Genomic DNA, 18,299 nt, shown 5'->3' with positions numbered 1-18,299 from the left:
GAAGACAATGAAAAAAATATATAATAAACTCACATTATTACTCTTCGCTGCAGTTCTGTTCTCATGTAGCAGTGAAGATGATTTAGTTGAAGATTGGATTGAAGTAAATGAACCAACTGTGCCAAGCACTGGGGATTTGGACTTATCGAATTACGTAGCAGTTGGAAATTCATTGACAGCTGGATTTGCTGATGGAGCACTCTACCCGGAAGGTCAGGAGGCCTCTTTTCCAAACATCTTAGCAACCCAGTTCTTAACTGCAGGTGGAGGCGCATTCGTGCAGCCAGATATCAGTAGTGGAAATGGATTTGGTGGTTTGAGCGGAACGGCGGCAAGAGGTAAGTCATTCATTGACTTAGAAGCTGCCCTAGCAGCAATAGCAGGAACCGGAAGTTTCGCAAACGTAATCCAATTTACTGAAGGTACTTTTCTATCATCGTCATCAGAGACTGGGTCTTCTTTAAATAATTTTGGAGTACCTGGAGCAAGAGTGATTGATTTGACTACAGCAGGATATGGTTTTCCGGATGTGGGCAATCCTTTTTATAATGCGTTTGCTTCAGATCCGTCATCATCTTCAATCTTGAATGATGCAGTTAGCGCAGAGGCTTCGTTCTTTACACTATGGATTGGATCGAATGATGTGCTTGGTTATGCTACTGCCGGTGGTGATGAAAATATCGCAACTATTACAAGCACTGACGATTTTCAAACTGCATACGGAACAGTATTGACTAGTTTAACTGCCGATGGTGCAGAGGGAATTGTATTAAATGTTCCTCCTGTGACGATTATTCCTTTCTTTCAGACTGTTACAACTCTAAATGGTGGAGTTAATTTAATTCCGTTAGATGCGGCAACCGCCGGGGCTGTGAATGCTGGATATGCAACATACAATGGAACACTGGATTTATTAGCTAGCGCTGCTGGTGGTAATTTGATCACTCAAGCTGAGGCAGATTCGAGGAAGATAAATTTTATTGAAGGATTAAATCCTCCGGTAATAATTGATGAAACACTTACTGATTTGACAGGAGTTGATGCGGCACTATTAAGCATGAGACAAGCAGCTGTAGATCCAACAACGGGTTCATCTGACTTGTTTCCGCTAACTGCACTTTCTATAATTGGTACTTTGGCAGATCCTGACAATCCGCTTTCTGTGATTGGTGTTGGAGTCCCTGTAGAAGATCAATACACTTTGATTCCAGCAGAACAAGTTGAGATAATCACTGCATATGCTACTTATAATGCTGTCATAGATGGGATTGTGTCAGCTAATTCAAATGTAACATTGGTGGATGTTAGACCTCTTTTTGCAGACATGTATGGACTTAGCGCTGCTCAAGCAACTGCACTCCAATTAGGAGCTGATGCGATAGCCGCTGCAGATGGTGAAATTGGTATCGAAGTTGGAGGAATTAATCTGGTACCTCTCAGCTTGTCGCAAGAGGAGCTTTACAACAGTGTTTGGTCAACAGACGGTGTGCACCCCAATGCTAGAGGCTCTGCTTTGATTGCTAATGAAATTATTAAAACAATTAATGCTACTTATGGTGCAACCATTCCAGAGGTTAATCCACTGGATTATGCTCCAATCAACGCACCATTTGGTGGAAGTTGAGAAAATATTTTAATCTTTAATTAAAACCTCACCATTCTGGTGGGGTTTTTTATTTCATCGTATTTTTATCCAATGGCTCATCCGGAGTTTAAATACCTTCCTCATTTAAGAAAGCAACTCTTTGAAATTGTATTCGGTACAGAGACGCGTGCGGGAAAGCTATTTGACATCATTCTTTTGTGGGCTATTGTGCTTAGTGTCGTTAGTGTGATGCTGGAAAGCGTCAAAGAGATAGGGGAATCTTATGACACCATATTCTTTATCTCAGAGTGGTTTTTCACTATACTTTTTACAATTGAATATATATTAAGACTGACTATAACAGTTGAGCCAAAAAAATATGCATTTAGCTTTTTTGGAATAATAGATTTGCTGGCCACTGTGCCAACTTACTTGACCTTATTTGTTGCTGGAGGAAGTTATCTGGTTGTTATTCGATCCATCAGGCTACTTAGAATCTTTAGAATCTTAAAGCTTGGAAGGTACTTGAGAGAAGCCTCAGTACTGTCTAATGCATTGGCTGCAAGTCGACATAAGATAATGGTCTTTCTAGGAGCTGTATTCACCTTGGCAATGATCATGGGAACACTCATGTATATGATTGAGGGCGGGGAGAGTGGCTTCACAAGTATTCCCAGAAGCATTTATTGGGCAATAGTTACAATTACTACTGTCGGTTATGGAGATATTGCTCCGCAAACTATTCTTGGGCAGGCCTTTGCTTCAATGCTAATGCTTATGGGTTATGCAATTATTGCAGTTCCTACGGGTATTGTGACTTCAGAGATGGTTCATGCAGAGAAGGAAAAGAAGAAGACGGAATCTGCGTCTAGAAAATGTGTGGCATGCGGCAAGGCAGGCCATGATAAAGATGCTATTTATTGTAAAAACTGCTCAGCAAAGCTCTAAGCTGAAGACTTACCCCTGAATGTTCGAACTACCAGCCATAATATGACGATGGTAAATGTGGTCATTAAGATGACATTCACTGCATCCGAAATGGTGAGGGTATTTAGCCATTCAGAGAAATTCATCGATTCGGTTTCTTTCATTCTTTTTTTGGCATAAATATAGCACGCTAAAAAGTATTTATATGTTGGTTTTAGTAACTTACTTATTTAGAATTGTATTAATCTATGAAAATACTTCTAATCACACTTGTTTTATCTCTTGCACAGAGTCCTGTTATTATTGTTAAGAACAATGGAGACCAACTAGACCTATCTAACGTTGTGATATTCCAAAGTGAAACAAATGGCTCATCAAATTCTATAAGATATTCTTATCGAGGCGAAAAAGCTAAGATGGATTTTGAGCAATTAAAGCGTATTAGTTTTAAAGAAACTTTAAAAAGAAAAAAAGGAGTAACTACTTACCGTGTGATACTAGTGAAATCCAATAACAACAAGCTTGAGGTGGAAATTGACTTAGTTAAACTAGAAGGAATTGCTAAGTCCGGTAAAGTGGAAACGATGAACTTTAGTTCCATCGATAAGATTTCGTTTTAGTAAGGTAAATTCTATATTTGCGATCCCTAATTCTGCACTCGTAGTTCAACTGGATAGAATACCAGATTTCGGCTCTGGGGGTTGAGGGTTCGAATCCTTCCGAGTGCACACCAAACACCTATTAAAATAGGTGTTTTTTTATTTCCACCTTTTCCAGGGTAATTAGTTTGAGGAAGGAAGAGAACCTAGGTTCGAAATGAAGCGAAACGAATTCTAAAAGTAAAAGTCCTCTCAATTAGAGAGGACTTTTTATTAGCGGTGATCGTATGTCAATTTTTCTTTTATCAGCTAAGCATGACAAGCAAAACAATCACCGTTAATACCGATAGAAAAAATCTTACGTAACTCATATTGATTTCATTTTGTTGTCAATTATAAGGCCAACATAAACTTAGATACCCTCAATTAGTTCTTTGAATAGGTCAATTAATTCGATAAAACGAAGGTATACGTACGATCGCCTTCCTGAAAGTTAGCGGTAATTCTGTGGGAGTCAGTTTGAGTTTCTTCTATATCCCATACTTGCGTGTCACCATCAATGACAACAAACAGTGTTTCCTCAGCATCATCCAAATACCACTTTCCTATTGTTCCGGGAGGATCGCTTGGATTGCACTTCGTTGCGCCTTCGTTGATCTCATAAGTTCCATTAGGGAAGTATGTAATGAAGTTGTCCATGACGCATGACTTGGGTTGCAATGTTCCAAGCTCAATCTCAATTTCCTGAATTTGCCAGGTTTTTCCGAAGGAATCGCTTCCTGAAAATAGATCTGATCGACTATCGGGTCGAGTGCTACTTTCTGCGCAGCTAAAAATTATAAGTGATAAGAAGGTTAAACGTAAAAAAGCCATAGTTGTGTGATTTACAACTATGGCAAGCTTTTATGAATTGACCCCCAAGTTGGGTGTTATTTCTACTTTATGAAAGTACCTCTTTCACCTTGTCAGCGGCATCTTTCAATACAATCGCTGATGTTACTTTCAATCCTGATTCTTCTATGATTTTAGCACCCTCTTCTGCGTTTGTTCCTTGAAGTCTCACGATGATTGGTACATTAATATCCCCAATATTCTTATAAGCTTCCACAACGCCATTTGCTACTCTATCGCATCTCACGATACCACCGAAAATGTTGATTAGAATGGCTTTTACGTTAGGATCTTTCAGAATGATTCTGAAACCTGCTTCAACGGTTTGGGCATTAGCCCCACCTCCAACATCCAGGAAGTTTGCAGGCTCTCCACCTGAAAGCTTAATGATGTCCATGGTTGCCATTGCAAGCCCAGCTCCATTTACCATACAACCAACGTTACCATCTAGCTTCACATAATTCAGTCCTGATTTTCCAGCTTCCACCTCCAAAGGATCCTCTTCTGTAAGGTCTCTTAACTCGGCGATATCTTTATGTCTATAAAGCGCATTATCATCAATATTCACCTTAGCATCTACTGCCAAAATTTTATTGTCAGATGTCTTTAAGACCGGATTAATCTCAAACTGAGATGCATCTGTCCCTTCATATGCTTTGTAAAGTGCAAAGATGAATTTCACCATTCCTTTAAAGGCTTCTCCTTCAAGACCAAGTGCAAAAGCAACTTTACGTGCCTGGAAGCCTTGTAAGCCAACTGCCGGATCGATCCATTCTTTAACAATCTTATCGGGGGTTTCTTCAGCTACAGTTTCAATATCCATACCTCCTTCGGTGGAGGCCATTATTACATTCTTTCCAGTTCCTCTATCTAGTAGAATAGATAGATAGTATTCTTTTGGATCGGATTCTCCCGGGTAGTAAACATCTTGTGCGATTAGTACTTTGTTTACTTTTTTACCTTCAGCGCCCGTTTGATGAGTTACTAGTGTTCCACCAAGAATGTCTTTTGACTTTGGTGCAACTTCATCAAGACTTTTTGCCAATACCACACCGTTTGATCCAGTCTCGTTCACCTTGCCTTTTCCTCTTCCACCGGCATGAATTTGTGCTTTGATTACAAACCACTCTGTTCCGGTTTCGCGATTCAATTCCTTTGCAGCTTCAACCGCTTTATCAGGTGTATCAGCAACTAGACCCTCTTGAATGGTTACTCCGTATGACTTTAGAATTTCTTTGGCTTGGTATTCGTGAATGTTCATGGGAAATAAATTTTCTGCGAAGCTAAATCATCGCAAACGTATAACCAAGATTGAAGTCTATAGAGTTGGTTCAATTGATGTATATAAGCATATCTTTGCCGGCATGCTTAGGGCCGATAATATTCATAAATCATACAATGGGTTAAATGTATTGAAGGGAATTGATCTGTCTATCAAAAAGGAAGAGGTTGTGAGTATTGTTGGAGCTTCAGGGGCCGGCAAGAGCACGCTACTTCATATACTAGGAACACTAGATGTGCCAGATCAGGGAATGGTTTACTTCAATGATGTCGAAATCTCGTCACTCAGCCCGAAAAAGATGGCAAGGTTTAGAAATGAGGAGATTGGATTTATCTTTCAATTTCACAATCTTTTCCCTGAGTTTACTGCTGTTGAAAATGTTTGCATTCCAGCATTCATAAAAGGTGATAGAGAAGCTGAAAACCGTGCAAAAGAACTTTTGAAAATTTTAGGGCTCTCAGGAAGAGAGGATCACAAGCCCTCTGAGCTTTCTGGCGGAGAGCAGCAGCGAGTCTCAGTTGCCAGAGCACTGATTAATGAACCCTCCATCGTTTTTGCCGATGAGCCTAGTGGAAATCTAGACTCACAAAGTGCCGACGATTTGCATCAACTATTCTTTGATTTGAGAGACAAAATGGGCCAAACTTTTGTGATAGTTACCCACAACATGGTATTGGCCGGGATGGCAGATAGAAAGCTTGAAATAAAGGATGGAATTATAACTACCTGATTTGAGTCAAGGAGTTAAATACATGCTTTTTGCCTCATTCACTTTCACATTAATGAAAGTGTGTGTAAAGCTGGTGCCGCATATTCCTGCAATTGAAATCATTTTGTTTAGATCGGTCATCTCCATGGCAATCAGTCTCTTTTTTCTTTCACGCCAGCGGGTAAATATTTGGGGAAATAATAGATTAGTACTAGTCGGCCGAGGAGTGGCGGGTGCAATTGCTTTAGTTATTTATTTCAGTCTATTGCAGCAAATTCCATTGGCCACCGCGTCTACACTTCAATATTTAGCTCCAATATTTACAGCCGTACTGGGGATTTTTCTCGTGGGAGAGAAGGTAAAAAATATTCAATGGTTGTTTTTTACCATGAGTTTTGCTGGGATTTTGGTGATCCAGGGGTTTGATCCTAGGATATCGTTTATTCATGTAATAATGGGAATTGCAGCTTCATTGTTCATGGGGCTAGCATACAACTTTATCCGTAAACTAAAGACCAGTGAGCACCCCCTGGTAATTATTTTTTATTTCCCCTTGATAATGCTGCCTATATCTGGAATCTGGACATCATTTGTGTGGGTACAGCCTGTTGGCTATGATTGGCTTGTTTTAGTCTTCGTAGGAATTACAACTCAAATTGCTCAATTTCTCATGACCAAAGCCTATCAAAAAGAGGAACTAAACAAGGTTTCTATTCTTACATATATAGGTATCATCTATTCATTAGCGTTTGGGTTCTTCATTTTTGATGAAACCTATAACATGGTTACCTATGTTGGCATGGCATTGGTTTTATCAGGTGTTGTTTTGAATGTGATTTGGAAGCGTAGCTAATCTTGATTTTCATCGCCTGTTCGGCTTTATTTGCAAACCTTAATTAATTGATAAGAACATGGGAAGAGCGTTTGAATATCGAAGAGCTGCCAAGGAAAAGCGGTGGGATAAAATGAGCAAAGTATTTCCGAAGCTTGCCAAAGCAATTACTGTTGCAGCAAGGGAAGGCGGCGAAGATCCGGAAATGAATGCCAAACTCAGGACAGCAATTCAGAACGCTAAGGCTGAGAACATGCCTAAGGACAATATTGAAAATGCAATCAAGCGGGCTGCAGGTAAAGATGTTGATGAAATCTCTGAAGTAACCTATGAAGGTAAAGGTCCGCATGGAGTATTGGTTTTTGTAGAGTGCGCCACTGACAACACCACACGAACAGTTGCAAACGTTAAATCTTACTTTAATAAAGCAGGAGGAAGCTTTGTGCCAAATGGATCACTGGAATTCATGTTTGACCGAAAGGCTGTTTTTGAGTTTGAGAAAACTGAAGGCATGGATATCGAAGAGTTAGAACTGTCGCTCATAGATGGAGGGCTGGAAGAGATAGAAGAGAATGAAGGAATGATCTATGCTTATGCTGATTATACTCAGTTTGGAGAAATGAGTAAAGTTCTGGAAGATTTATCTATAGACGTTAAGAAGGCCAATTTGAAAAGAATTTCTAATAACCCGGTTGAGTTCTCGGATGAACAATTGGAAGAGATCGAAAAGATGCTCGACAAGATTGAGGATGATGATGATGTACAGGCAGTTTATACCAATATCGCTTAAGAGACACTTTATGATACAGAGAATAAAAAAGGGAGCATCAGCTCCCTTTTTTTATTTTGTGTTTTACAATTAAGCAATCTTGCTAATCAGGTCAGCAGCTCTTGCTGAATATCCAGCCTCATTGTCATACCATCCAACAACCTTTACAAGGTTGCCCTGGCATGAGGTAAGCTTAGCATCGAAGATATTTGAGTGAGAATTACCCACGATATCAATAGAAACGATAGGGTCTTCGGTATACTCCAGAATCCCTTTCATTGGGCCTTCAGCGGCTGCTTTCATGGCTGCATTCACTTGTTCAGCGGTTACATCTTTACTTACCACACAGGTAAGGTCTGTCAGTGAACCAGTTGGAGTAGGAACTCGCATTGCAATACCATCTAGTTTTCCATTAAGGTGGGGGAGCACTAAGCCAACAGCTTTTGCGGCTCCAGTTGAAGTTGGTATAATGGATACCGCAGCAGCTCTTGCTCTTCTCAAATCTTTGTGCGGGGCATCCTGAATACGCTGATCGGAGGTGTAAGCATGCACAGTTGTTATATACCCTTTTTCAATTCCGAAGTTATCATCCAATACTTTCGCCATGGGTGCAAGACAGTTGGTTGTACAAGAAGCATTGGACATGATTGTCTCATTACCGGTTAAGCTATCTTCATTTACACCAAGTACCACAGTTGGAATATTCCCTTTCGCAGGCGCAGAGATTACTACCTTCTTAGCACCAGCTTCAAGATGACCACCGGCACCAGCTTCGTCAACGAAGAATCCGGTAGATTCAAGAACAATTTCAACTCCTAGCTTAGACCATGGAAGATTTTTAGGATCTCTCTCGGCAGTTACTGGAATAGCCTTTCCATTTACGATAATGTTATTATCATCAGCTTCTACGGTTCCTGGGAATCTGCCGTGATTTGAGTCATACTTTAATAAATGCGCCAGCGTGTGCGTGTCTGTAAGGTCGTTGATTGCTACTACCTCTACATTATTCTTTTCTAGGAGCGCTCGGAAACTTAACCTTCCGATGCGTCCAAATCCGTTAATACCAATTTTAGTTGACATGTAATCTTGCTTTGATTTTGAGGTGCAAAAGTAAAACCACTTTTCGAGCTAATCAATTTTATTCGAAATGAGACCAATAAAACCTTTGAGATGTCCTTTCATACCAAAAATGCTTTCATGTGGACATTTCTTTAATTAAATAGCGAATACAAATAAATACTTACCAGAATATGAAAAAAATGAAAAGTTTAGCTGCCATCATGTTGACCCTGATGGTACTTATCTCAGGTTGTGCAACAAGCGAGAGTGAGAGCAGCGACAAACTCTCACTTGATTATGAGAAATTCACTTTAGACAATGGATTGGATGTAGTTCTTCATCAAGACGATTCAGATCCGATTGTAGCTGTAGCCATTCAGGTTCACGTTGGATCCAATAGGGAGAAACCAGGTCGAACCGGATTTGCTCACTTTTTCGAGCACATGCTATTCCAGCGATCTGAAAATGTACCAGATGGTGGATTCTTTAAAAATATTGATGAGTGGGGAGGTACGTTCAATGGAGGTACCGGCCCTGATGGAACCATCTATTTTGAAGTTGTACCGAAAGATGCACTTGAAAAGGTACTTTGGATGGAGTCAGATAGAATGGGGTTTTTTATCAATGCGGTATCCCTTGCCAGTCTTGAAGGAGAAAAACCGGTAGTACAAAATGAGAAAAGACAAGGGGTTGATAATCGACCATATGGACATACTCAAAGCGTAATCCTAAAAGCGCTATACCCCGAAGGACATCCATACAGTTGGACAGTTATTGGAGAGTTGGAAGATCTTCAAAATGCTACCTTGGATGATGTCAAGGAGTTTTATGAAAAATGGTATGGCCCAAACAATGCTACATTAGTTATTGCAGGTGATATTGATAAGGAAGGTGTAAAAGCTCTTGTAGATAAATACTTTGGAGAAATTCCTTCAAGAGGAATTGACACGCCAATGAATCCTCAACCAGTGACTTTGGATGAAACGAAGGTCATTTACTATGAAGATAATTTCGCTCAATTACCTGAGCTTAGGATGACATTCCCAACGGTAGAACAATACCATCCTGACCAGTGGGCCTTAAATGCATTAGGTCAGATTCTCTCTAATGGCAAACGAGCAGCGCTCTACAAAGCAATTGTTGAAGACGCGGAAGTTGCTCCTGGAGTATCTTCTTTCAACCGATCATCAGAGCTTGCCGGCACCTTTACCATCAGGATTAGGGCCAATGCCGGTACCGATCTTGATTCGGTTAGAGCAGTAGTAAACGATGCATTAATCGCATTTGATAGGGATGGCTTTAATATTAAGGATTTAGATCGAATCAAAGCCAGTCTGGAAACAAACTTTTACAATGGAATAAGTAGTGTTTTGGGCAAAGCCTTCCGATTGGCGAGATATAATGAATACGCCGGAAATCCTGGTTTTCTAGAGCAAGACATTGAGAACATCAAAGCAGTTACTCAGGAAGATGTAATGAGGGTTTTCAGAAAGTACATTCTGAATAAGAATATGATCGTTACCAACTTCGTACCTAAAGGAGCCAGCGACCTGGCAATGGAAGGTGCTCAAATGGCGGATATCAAAGAAGAAGGCATCAATGAGTATGGGCAGAGCGAAGTGATTGAAGAAGAAGGTGATTTTACCATAGTTAAAACTGAATCTTCATTTGATAGATCTAAGGAGCCGGATTTCGGTGAGAAACCACTGGTCACTCCTCCAACTATCTGGACTGACGAAACCCCAAATGGTATTAGCGTATATGGAGTAGAGGCGAATGAACTACCCCTAGTAAACTTCTCTATGCGAATTATGGGAGGACACTACCTGGATGATCCTGAGAAAGTGGGAGTTGCCAACTTGATGACTGACATCATGATGGAAGGTACAGCTAATAAAACTCCTGAAGAGCTAGAAGATGCGATAGGTCAATTGGGTGCAAACTTGAATATGTTTACGACCAATGAATACATTCAGGTTTCTGGTAATTGTTTAGCCAGAAACTTTGAGGCCACTATGGAACTTGTTCAGGAGATTTTGCTAGAGCCACGATGGGATGAGGCCGAGTTTGACCGAATCATTAATCAAACGCTTCAGAGCATCAAGCAACGTGAAACGAATCCAAATTCTATTGCGACTGTAGTAATGAATAAGAAGCTTTATGGTGATAATCACATCATGAGCCATCCGTCTATTGGTTATGAAGACCATGTGCAAAGCATCACAATTGATGACCTGAAATCTTTTTACAGTAACAACTTTGCACCGAATGTAACCAACTTCCATATAGCTGGAAAGGTAACGCAATCAAGAGCTATCAAAGCATTGGGTAGACTTACCTCTGAATGGACGCAAAAAGAAGTGTCTATGCCTTCATACTCTGTACCAGCGGTACCTTCAGAGCCACAAGTATATTTTGTGGATGTACCAAATGCTAAACAGTCTGTGATTAGAATGGCAAGGTTGACAGTGCCTGCAAATGATCCTGTTTATAATGAGATCATGGTCGCCAACGACAGACTTGGTGATGGATCATCGGGACGACTTTTCCAGGTTCTTCGTGAAGAGAAGCAGTTTACTTACGGAGCCTATGCTTTCCCTGGAAGAAATGCCATGGCACCAGGAACTTTTGCCGCTTTCTCAAGCGTGAAATCTTCAACTACAAAAGATGCCCTCGATACATTCAAGGAAGTGATAGGTAACTATGCAGAAACCTATACTGATGAAGATTTGGCAAAAACACAGACAGCTATGATTAAGGAGAATGCGAGAAACTTCGAGACCTTATTCAATCTTCTGGGTATTCTAGAAAATATCAGCACATATAATCTACCTATGGATTACATAGATCAGGAGCAGAAAACTGTTACTGAGGCCAGCATATCAAGTATTCAAGCCACAGCTAATGAATATTTCGATCTAAGCAAATACATCTTTGTAATTGTTGGAGATAAGGCCACTCAGTTCGATCAACTTCGAGTTGATGGGCCTGGTGATCCGGTTCTTGTAGACAGATATGGAAAAGAAGAAGGAGTGATGTAATTCATTCAGAAATAGAAACTTAAAAAAAGCGAAGAATTTTCTTCGCTTTTTTTATTCTCTTCTTTGTAAAAGTGAGTCGAGATTCTATATTTGCACTCCCAAAACAAACACGGTCCGTTCGTCTAGGGGTTAGGACGCCAGGTTTTCATCCTGGTAACAGGGGTTCGATTCCCCTACGGACTGCAAAAGCCACTCAATTTGAGTGGCTTTTTTAGTTTCTAAACATTTAAGATAAGAAACATCTTGATAGAGCAAGTGCTATTGAGCTACCTCTACCTCTTGATTCCAAATTCCGGTTTTTGCAGTTTCTCTAGCATATTCCTCAAACGATTTGGCCTTTCTGCCAAGGACCTTTTCAATGTCATGTACTACCGTTTGATTGTTAGGGTTGGTGAGCACATGACTGAATAGGTACTCGATAAGCCAAATGAAATCCTTAGGAACTTCTGCCGCGGTGAGACCATCCAGGTATTGCTCAAGCGTAATTTCATGCAACAGCAAGCTTTGACCACTGGCCTTGGCAATGTGATCAATTGCATCTTTGAATGTAATCAACTCAGGTCCGGTGACCTCCAGAATTTGCTTATTGTACGTATCATTCAATAAAGCCTCCGTTGCGACTTCAGCTATATCGTTTGCATCAACAAACGGAATTGGCACATCAGACACTGGGAGTGCTACCTGACCAGAAAGAATAGGCTCTAAGAAAAAACTCTCACTCCAGTTTTGATTAAACCAGGAGGCCCTAACGATGGTATAGTCCAGACCTGAATTGATAATTAATTGCTCGCAAGCCTCTGCTTCAGTTTCCCCCTTACCGGACATCAATACGATTTTCTTTACTCCCATTTCCAAAGCTAAATAGGTAAGGCTTTCAATCGCTTCCTGAGCTCCAGGAACGGCCAAATCAGGGTAAAAGGTAACGTACATTTTCTCAATGCCCTTGAGTGTATCTACCCAAGTATCTTTATCGGTCCAATCAAAGCTTGGACTTGCATTTCTCGAACCAAGTCTGGGTTCTATGCCTCTTTTTTTCAGTTGTTGGACTACTCGGCTACCAGTCTTACCGGTAGCTCCGATTACTAAGATGTTCTTGTTCATTGTTTTTGATTTTAGTATTGATTGTTTTGTTCTTAATTATCTTGATAGGATGATGTGATTATTAGAAGTATGAATGATGCTAATGCTGATAAAGTCCTGATAAGATGAAACCGATTCCAGTCAGACTCATAGTGTTTTCTGAACTCATTTAAGCGTGTCGGTGATAATTCAGTCAAATTGAGTGCTTCTAGCTGGTTGTTGAGTGGTACGTTACCAAGTCCGGTTACACCAATTGTTCCAAATAGGTATATGAGAGTAGCTGCCAGTACCAACCAAAACTGTGGTTTGATATCCTGTAGGCAGTAGGTGTTGAGTATCAGTGCCAGCAGGCTTCCGAAAAACACGGTGAAAAAAAGTGGGTTCAAGATTTCCTTGTTGATGCTTTGCATGGTTTCCAGATAGGTACTGTCGCCCAACTTTTTTGTACCCACAATGACTGATACTGACCAAGCGAAAAAAAATCCGGCTGATAGACCAACTAGCAAGACTGTGGTATGAAAGATGATCGTTTTCATAGGTTTGATAATTTGTGTTTTAGGAATTGTCCGAAAAGGAAGACTGTTAGGAAAAATTCAAATGCTATCAGGTAAAAGGAAAGGCTTCCAAAGAAGCCGAGATATGACCCGCCGGCTGGTATTATAAATGCAGGAACTGTAATCGCTGCATCTAATACAATTGCCGTTGCTATGAAAGTGACAGCTAAGCCAAATGGAGCCATCGAATCCTTACGGTAGAATAGGTAGGTACTCAAGCTAGCAATAGGAACAATGCCAACAGCTAAGGCAATATTTGCCTGCAACTCAGGATCGTCCATAATAGAAATGGTAAATGATCCCAGATAAATACACACGCCTAGAAACCAGGTTAATGAAGCGTAGAGAATGCTTTTTAATTTATTTTTCATGAGTTATGATTTTGAGGTTTGTTCTTTAAGTGATTCAATCCAAGCCTTAAGCACCGCGGAATCATTAACTGTTAAGGGCAGACCACCTTCTTTTGGCATTCGCTTGAGTATGAAGACTTGCTTTTCGATTTTCGAGGAACGCTTGACCATGTTTCGCTCATTGAAAACCATAAAAGGATTCTTGCTTCTGTGACACGAATTGCATTTGGTTTTGAGGATGGTCAGGACCTCCTTTTTTGATGGAGAGATCCGTACTTTTTGCTGTGAAATTGCGGTGGGTTTTGCTTCCCTTTGATTGATTACATTCTGCCCAAATGTGATTCCTGGAAGAATGCCAAATAATAGGAGAGTAGTTGAGTATAGCTCTCTTAAATGGATAGTTTTTCTAGCTGTCATAATTTGAATTATTAATTATGACGCTAAAGTAGAAGGGGCATATTCCTTCTATTTATCTGAAAAGAAGTATGATTTATTCGAAAAGATATTTACTTGATTTGGCTTGGTCTATAACCAAATTTTTTCTCGAATGCATTGGAAAATGAGCCCAAACTATCATATCCAACACTCCAGGCGGCCTCTTGCACAGTAGCCTTTTGTTCATTTAAAAGGTTGTGCGCAGTAGTAAGACGCTCATTTTGTAAATACTTGAACACGGGTGCACCGAAGACAGCTTTAAACTCTTTCTTCAATGTGGTGGTATTTATTCCAAGCTGCTCCGATAGTTTCTTTAGAGAAGGAGGGTTTTCAAGGTTTGAAAGTAAGATGTCTTTGGCTTCATTGAGCTTGCTCCGATGATCCATTTTAAGAGAAGTATCCTCCTTCTGCCCCAATTGTCCAAAAAAGTGGGAGAGAAGCGCTATAATTTGGCTCCTCATAAACATCATCTTCGTTTTTCCAGCATACTGATTAGCAAAAATTGCGTCCACAATACCTTGCATCTCTGGAGTCATGTAAAAGCTAGGGCCTTCTACGTAATGATCTTTGGGATTGGCTAGCTCATGAAGTAGGTCTTTAAATAGTTCACCTTCCTGAAAAGGTAACAAGTCCAGATTTCGAACAGTTGTGGCAATTACAATACATTCCAGATTCTTATTTGGAGCGATGGAATGCTCGAAAGCCACCTGATCATCGGCATAAAAAGACAAAGCGAGACCTTTGGTATATTGAAATGCTTTCTCGGCCTCTCCATATCTAACGGTCAGATCTACATTACCTGATCCATAAAAGGCGATTGCAATTAATGGCTCCTCAAATCGACAACTATCGATCTCTAAGGTATCCGAGCTGGCTTCTTCGAGTAGAAGTATAAAGTCGTTGATGTGAACAAAGTCTCTGGTCATACTTTGTATGAAGTTGGGAATTCAATTTTACGATGTAGAATATTTTACTAATCTATAGATTTTGAATCAGTTACAATTTCCAATTTGATCTTTTAGTTATGATAGCTAAAACAAAAAAAACCTCTCAAAACTAGCTGAGAGGTCACAATAACTACCTAAAGTTTAACCTAACTATGAGGGAATAGCTATTATTTTTTACACGTTATTAATTAATGTCTATGTCGAATGTGATATCTACGTCAGTACCACCAACTGATGAAGTTGATGTTGCAGTTTTCAAACCACCTGGTTGATGTTTCAAGATGATTCTCAATTCACCTGTTGAAGAAGTCGCACTTCCGGCAGTCCAGTTAGTTGATAATCCTACTGGATTGCCATTGTCATCTTGATCATTGTAGTTCACATCGTCTCCTCTATCATCTACATTCCCATCTCCTGACGGATCACTGAAAATGTCTGTAGTGAATTCAAAAAAGAACATATGCTCATCATCCTCGGCTTCAATTTCTTCAGTGATATCTTCGTCTTCTGTACCTAAGGTATTGGCCAATGTCATTGTTAAGGTGTATTCCGTTCCTTCAATCAACTCAATTTTGTCAATCGTTGGAGTACCTGACCCTTCACCATCTGCGTCAAACCAAGTAGCTGTAACAGCCTCTCCGTCACCTTCCGGAGTGAATGTTAAAATAACTTCTGAAATGACTTCCTCTTCTTCACCATCATCTGGTGCTGGTCCATCATCGTCAGAACATCCCACAAAAACCCCAAGGCCAAGCAATAGGAAAAAGTATAAGAGTGATTTGTTTGTTTTCATGTTGTTACAATTAGTTCTTTTAGTTAAGAAATTCTAAATGCAATAATATTGCGTTTAGATGTCAATTGCAACATTGATGCATTTAAAATTTATATGCAAAAGAGAGGGAGAAATTTCTTCCCGGAGCATCTGCGAAGTAACGCTGACGGTCAGTGTAAGAGCGATAAGATGAATTGAGCAGATTGCTTATTTTGAAAACTGCATTCCATGTTTTTTTCTCATAGCCTAGTTGTCCGTCTATCAGAAAGTAAGCATCTGGTGGTAGCATAAAATCGAAAATTTCGTTCCGGTTTATTTCAGCATCTCCATTCTGAAAGTCGATTGGATCAATTACTGGAGGTTCGTTCCATTGAGTGGCTGTGTAGTTCACTGTCAGCCCGTAATTCCAGTTGTCTTTTTTGTAATCTATTGTATAGCTAATATTCAACGGAGGTATTTCCAATAACGCTTGTCGGTTTTCTGTCTCTATGGCATAGACATATGAAACTTTTATCTCGGATGATAGATGTTTTAAATGATTGAATCTGATGTCCCAATCGCTACCAAAAAAGAATGCATCTGTTTGATCGTAAATAAAGAAGGGGAATGTCCCCGCTATTCCGGTAGTGATTCCGTAAGGTCTTAAAAAGATGTAGTCATTTATTCTGTTGGCAAATAAGATAAATTCCGAAGTGATTCGTCCTTTGTTAACCTCTATGCCGCTTACCCATTTAATTCCTTTTTCGGATGGCACTGATCGATCAGTCTCATCCAATACAGCATCAGGTGGTGTAGAGATTGGATTTAACTCATACCTCCATAATCCAAACTGAATTCTGGAATGATGATAGCCAAAGGAATACAATTCTGCTACATTCGGTGGCCTCCAAGCCGAGCCAATATTTGAAAACAATGATATCGATTCATTGAGCTGCTTTTTAAAGCCTAATGTAAAAGTGGCATTTGCGTAATCCACTTCATTGGAATAGATGAAAAAATCTCTTACTGTATCGGCGACACTTAATCGTTGAAAATCAAATCGTGCACCGACCTCAAAAGTAGTATTGTCAAATTCCAGGGACTGCACGGTAAAAACCCCAACATTGAACACATCATAATCAGGCACAAAATTGACAGGGTTGGAGCCCGGTTTATTGTTACTCTTTTGCGTGTATAATTGAATGCCTGAACTGCCATTCCATCGTCCTTTTTCAGGTTGTATCCACTCTGTTTCAAAATTGTGAGATAGCAGCTTTAAATCGATTACCGGGCGCTCATTGAGTTCTCCTCTTCTTACATCGAACTCTCTTCTCACGTTTCTTTGAAATGCATATTGAACGTTGAAAATATGATCACCTAGAAAGAGTGAAACATCTGATTTAAAAAAACCATGAGTGGTTTCCTGTCTCGGATTTTGAATGTCATAGGTAGAAGGAAATGTAGGATTCGGAACTGATCGGTCTATTGCGTTTTGTAAATCGGTGAGATTTCCAACCAAAGAGCCTCGCAGTATTCCCAGGCTTTGATCGTAGTAGCTACCAGAAACATGAACATCAAATTTGTCCTGATGCAATAGCGCATTGAAACTACCACCATATTCGCGCTTTCCCGTGTTGGAAAGGTTATAATCCGGTGCCTCCAAATCACCTTGATATATGCCATATCCTCCAATGTTCCAGGCAAAATGCTGGTAACCTTCTCCAATACTTATTTGACTACTAGGTGCCTTCCCGTTTGTCCGAAATGAAGCATTAACTGATCCATTAAGTTCCTTGTTAAAGGACGGCCGCTTTGAATTATAGAGGATTACACCGCCAAGCGCCTCTGGTCCGTATTTGACCGTACCTGCTCCCTTTACGATTTCGATTTGATCTACGTGCGAAGGATCAATCTCAGGTGCATGCTCTTGTCCCCATACCTGATATGCATGTCTCACACCATCATTGATAACAAGCACTCTGTTTGAGTGCAAGCCATGAATCATAGGCTTAGATATATTCGTACCGGTTTTTAAGATTGAAACACCTGAAAGCTCGCTAGTCAAATCGCCAATGGATGAGCTTACAACTGAAATCTTATCCAGTTCTTTCTTTTTAATAGAAAGTGATTGTAATTCCCCTTGTTGCGATTCTTCGATAACCACACTTTCCAACAACGTTGCATCTGGAGCCATGTAAATAACAGGATCGGTGTGGTGGAAATCATGATGATGGATGATTGTTTTGTAACCAACGAACCGAACTATTAAATCAATTTCCTCTTCGCAGATGTTGCTAATAATAAACTCTCCTTTGTCATTGGCAATGGCTCCATTGTCAGAATCTTGAATTTGAACCGTTGCAAATGGAAGTGGTTCTCCTGAATTCAGATCCACGATTAAACCGGAAACTTTCCTACTACAGGAATCGTCCTGTGCAAATGCATGCGCACATGCGCTCAAAAAGAATAGGAAAATGATTAGCCTCAT

The 18,299-nt window shown here is 40.1% G+C and carries 18 protein-coding genes and 2 tRNA genes; 9 read left to right on the top strand and 11 right to left on the bottom strand.

Annotation, left to right across the window (positions count from 1 at the left end; all coding sequences use genetic code 11):
• Nucleotides 1-7 precede the first annotated feature (7 nt).
• Nucleotides 8-1,624 carry a hypothetical protein gene (locus ACL8WY_RS03775; protein ID WP_436517084.1) on the top strand — a complete coding sequence of 539 codons (1,617 nt, stop codon included), beginning with the start codon at nt 8-10 and terminating at the stop codon, nt 1,622-1,624.
• 72 nt (nt 1,625-1,696) lie between these two features.
• Nucleotides 1,697-2,533 (top strand): ion transporter, encoded by an 837-nt coding sequence (locus ACL8WY_RS03770; RefSeq protein ID WP_436517083.1) that lies wholly within the window; start codon nt 1,697-1,699, stop codon nt 2,531-2,533.
• Here ACL8WY_RS03770 and ACL8WY_RS03765 read toward each other — a convergent pair.
• Nucleotides 2,530-2,676: a hypothetical protein gene (locus ACL8WY_RS03765; RefSeq protein WP_436517082.1), complete on the bottom strand. Its 147-nt coding sequence runs from the start codon at nt 2,674-2,676 to the stop codon at nt 2,530-2,532. The two genes, ACL8WY_RS03770 and ACL8WY_RS03765, sit on opposite strands and share 4 nt — an antisense overlap.
• Before the next feature lie 84 nt (nt 2,677-2,760).
• On the opposite strand from ACL8WY_RS03765, the gene ACL8WY_RS03760 reads away from it, so the two are divergent.
• On the top strand, nt 2,761-3,132 hold the full coding sequence (locus tag ACL8WY_RS03760; RefSeq protein WP_436517081.1) for a hypothetical protein: 372 nt from the start codon (nt 2,761-2,763) through the stop codon (nt 3,130-3,132).
• A 34-nt stretch (nt 3,133-3,166) separates the two neighbouring features.
• Nucleotides 3,167-3,240 (top strand) — tRNA-Arg (locus tag ACL8WY_RS03755).
• 318 nt (nt 3,241-3,558) lie between these two features.
• On the opposite strand, the gene ACL8WY_RS03750 is transcribed toward ACL8WY_RS03755, so the two are convergent.
• Entirely contained in the window at nt 3,559-3,984 is a 426-nt protein-coding gene (locus ACL8WY_RS03750; protein WP_436517080.1) for a hypothetical protein, read from the bottom strand.
• A 67-nt stretch (nt 3,985-4,051) separates the two neighbouring features.
• Nucleotides 4,052-5,263 carry an ADP-forming succinate--CoA ligase subunit beta gene (sucC, locus tag ACL8WY_RS03745; RefSeq protein ID WP_436517079.1) on the bottom strand — a complete coding sequence of 404 codons (1,212 nt, stop codon included), beginning with the start codon at nt 5,261-5,263 and terminating at the stop codon, nt 4,052-4,054.
• 103 nt (nt 5,264-5,366) lie between these two features.
• Here sucC and ACL8WY_RS03740 point away from each other — a divergent pair, with 103 nt between their 5' ends.
• From ACL8WY_RS03740 to ACL8WY_RS03730, 3 genes are read left to right on the top strand one after another with little or no spacing between them, the layout of a single operon-like run.
• A complete protein-coding gene (locus ACL8WY_RS03740; RefSeq protein WP_436518047.1) occupies nt 5,367-6,014 on the top strand; it encodes an ABC transporter ATP-binding protein in 648 nt (215 codons plus the stop codon).
• 1 nt (nt 6,015) lies between these two features.
• Nucleotides 6,016-6,846 carry a DMT family transporter gene (locus ACL8WY_RS03735; protein WP_436517078.1) on the top strand — a complete coding sequence of 277 codons (831 nt, stop codon included), beginning with the start codon at nt 6,016-6,018 and terminating at the stop codon, nt 6,844-6,846.
• Nucleotides 6,847-6,904: 58 nt separating this feature from the next.
• Nucleotides 6,905-7,615 (top strand): YebC/PmpR family DNA-binding transcriptional regulator, encoded by a 711-nt coding sequence (locus ACL8WY_RS03730; RefSeq protein WP_436517077.1) that lies wholly within the window; start codon nt 6,905-6,907, stop codon nt 7,613-7,615.
• 69 nt (nt 7,616-7,684) lie between these two features.
• On the opposite strand, the gene gap is transcribed toward ACL8WY_RS03730, so the two are convergent.
• Nucleotides 7,685-8,674: a type I glyceraldehyde-3-phosphate dehydrogenase gene (gene gap / locus ACL8WY_RS03725; RefSeq protein WP_436517076.1), complete on the bottom strand. Its 990-nt coding sequence runs from the start codon at nt 8,672-8,674 to the stop codon at nt 7,685-7,687.
• A gap of 179 nt (nt 8,675-8,853) precedes the next feature.
• Here gap and ACL8WY_RS03720 point away from each other — a divergent pair, with 179 nt between their 5' ends.
• A complete protein-coding gene (locus ACL8WY_RS03720) occupies nt 8,854-11,694 on the top strand; it encodes a M16 family metallopeptidase (protein ID WP_436517075.1) in 2,841 nt (946 codons plus the stop codon).
• Between the two features lie 111 nt (nt 11,695-11,805).
• Nucleotides 11,806-11,877, top strand: a tRNA-Glu gene (locus ACL8WY_RS03715).
• Nucleotides 11,878-11,952: 75 nt separating this feature from the next.
• Here the strand turns inward: ACL8WY_RS03715 and ACL8WY_RS03710 are convergent.
• From ACL8WY_RS03710 to ACL8WY_RS03680, 7 genes are all read right to left on the bottom strand, one after another.
• Entirely contained in the window at nt 11,953-12,795 is an 843-nt protein-coding gene (locus tag ACL8WY_RS03710) for an NAD(P)H-binding protein (RefSeq protein ID WP_436517074.1), read from the bottom strand.
• Between the two features lie 32 nt (nt 12,796-12,827).
• Nucleotides 12,828-13,310 carry a DUF1772 domain-containing protein gene (locus ACL8WY_RS03705; RefSeq protein ID WP_436517073.1) on the bottom strand — a complete coding sequence of 161 codons (483 nt, stop codon included), beginning with the start codon at nt 13,308-13,310 and terminating at the stop codon, nt 12,828-12,830.
• Entirely contained in the window at nt 13,307-13,699 is a 393-nt protein-coding gene (locus ACL8WY_RS03700; RefSeq protein WP_436517072.1) for a DUF5367 family protein, read from the bottom strand. The genes ACL8WY_RS03705 and ACL8WY_RS03700 overlap by 4 nt, the downstream gene beginning before the upstream one ends.
• A gap of 3 nt (nt 13,700-13,702) precedes the next feature.
• Nucleotides 13,703-14,095: a hypothetical protein gene (locus tag ACL8WY_RS03695; protein WP_436517071.1), complete on the bottom strand. Its 393-nt coding sequence runs from the start codon at nt 14,093-14,095 to the stop codon at nt 13,703-13,705.
• 89 nt (nt 14,096-14,184) lie between these two features.
• Complete coding sequence (locus tag ACL8WY_RS03690) at nt 14,185-15,039, bottom strand: helix-turn-helix transcriptional regulator (protein ID WP_436517070.1); 855 nt, start codon at nt 15,037-15,039, stop codon at nt 14,185-14,187.
• A gap of 205 nt (nt 15,040-15,244) precedes the next feature.
• Nucleotides 15,245-15,853 carry a hypothetical protein gene (locus ACL8WY_RS03685; protein WP_436517069.1) on the bottom strand — a complete coding sequence of 203 codons (609 nt, stop codon included), beginning with the start codon at nt 15,851-15,853 and terminating at the stop codon, nt 15,245-15,247.
• Nucleotides 15,854-15,935: 82 nt separating this feature from the next.
• Entirely contained in the window at nt 15,936-18,299 is a 2,364-nt protein-coding gene (locus tag ACL8WY_RS03680; RefSeq protein WP_436517068.1) for a TonB-dependent receptor, read from the bottom strand.

This window comes from Ekhidna algicida, assembly GCF_051379705.1.
Classification (GTDB): Bacteria; Bacteroidota; Bacteroidia; order Cytophagales; family Cyclobacteriaceae; genus Ekhidna.
Note: the sequence above shows the minus strand (reverse complement) of the source record. Positions and strands in the feature narration are given on the sequence as shown.

Coding starts and splice junctions, on each gene's coding strand:
- sucC (WP_436517079.1), bottom strand. CDS start 5,263: ATGAACATTCACGAATACCAAGCCAAAGAAATTCTAAAGTCATACGGA.
- ACL8WY_RS03765 (WP_436517082.1), bottom strand. CDS start 2,676: ATGAAAGAAACCGAATCGATGAATTTCTCTGAATGGCTAAATACCCTC.
- ACL8WY_RS03750 (WP_436517080.1), bottom strand. CDS start 3,984: ATGGCTTTTTTACGTTTAACCTTCTTATCACTTATAATTTTTAGCTGC.
- ACL8WY_RS03705 (WP_436517073.1), bottom strand. CDS start 13,310: ATGAAAACGATCATCTTTCATACCACAGTCTTGCTAGTTGGTCTATCA.
- gap (WP_436517076.1), bottom strand. CDS start 8,674: ATGTCAACTAAAATTGGTATTAACGGATTTGGACGCATCGGAAGGTTA.
- ACL8WY_RS03740 (WP_436518047.1), top strand. CDS start 5,367: ATGCTTAGGGCCGATAATATTCATAAATCATACAATGGGTTAAATGTA.
- ACL8WY_RS03775 (WP_436517084.1), top strand. CDS start 8: ATGAAAAAAATATATAATAAACTCACATTATTACTCTTCGCTGCAGTT.
- ACL8WY_RS03730 (WP_436517077.1), top strand. CDS start 6,905: ATGGGAAGAGCGTTTGAATATCGAAGAGCTGCCAAGGAAAAGCGGTGG.
- ACL8WY_RS03680 (WP_436517068.1), bottom strand. CDS start 18,299: ATGAGGCTAATCATTTTCCTATTCTTTTTGAGCGCATGTGCGCATGCA.
- ACL8WY_RS03700 (WP_436517072.1), bottom strand. CDS start 13,699: ATGAAAAATAAATTAAAAAGCATTCTCTACGCTTCATTAACCTGGTTT.
- ACL8WY_RS03760 (WP_436517081.1), top strand. CDS start 2,761: ATGAAAATACTTCTAATCACACTTGTTTTATCTCTTGCACAGAGTCCT.
- ACL8WY_RS03690 (WP_436517070.1), bottom strand. CDS start 15,039: ATGACCAGAGACTTTGTTCACATCAACGACTTTATACTTCTACTCGAA.
- ACL8WY_RS03770 (WP_436517083.1), top strand. CDS start 1,697: ATGGCTCATCCGGAGTTTAAATACCTTCCTCATTTAAGAAAGCAACTC.
- ACL8WY_RS03710 (WP_436517074.1), bottom strand. CDS start 12,795: ATGAACAAGAACATCTTAGTAATCGGAGCTACCGGTAAGACTGGTAGC.
- ACL8WY_RS03720 (WP_436517075.1), top strand. CDS start 8,854: ATGAAAAGTTTAGCTGCCATCATGTTGACCCTGATGGTACTTATCTCA.
- ACL8WY_RS03695 (WP_436517071.1), bottom strand. CDS start 14,095: ATGACAGCTAGAAAAACTATCCATTTAAGAGAGCTATACTCAACTACT.
- ACL8WY_RS03685 (WP_436517069.1), bottom strand. CDS start 15,853: ATGAAAACAAACAAATCACTCTTATACTTTTTCCTATTGCTTGGCCTT.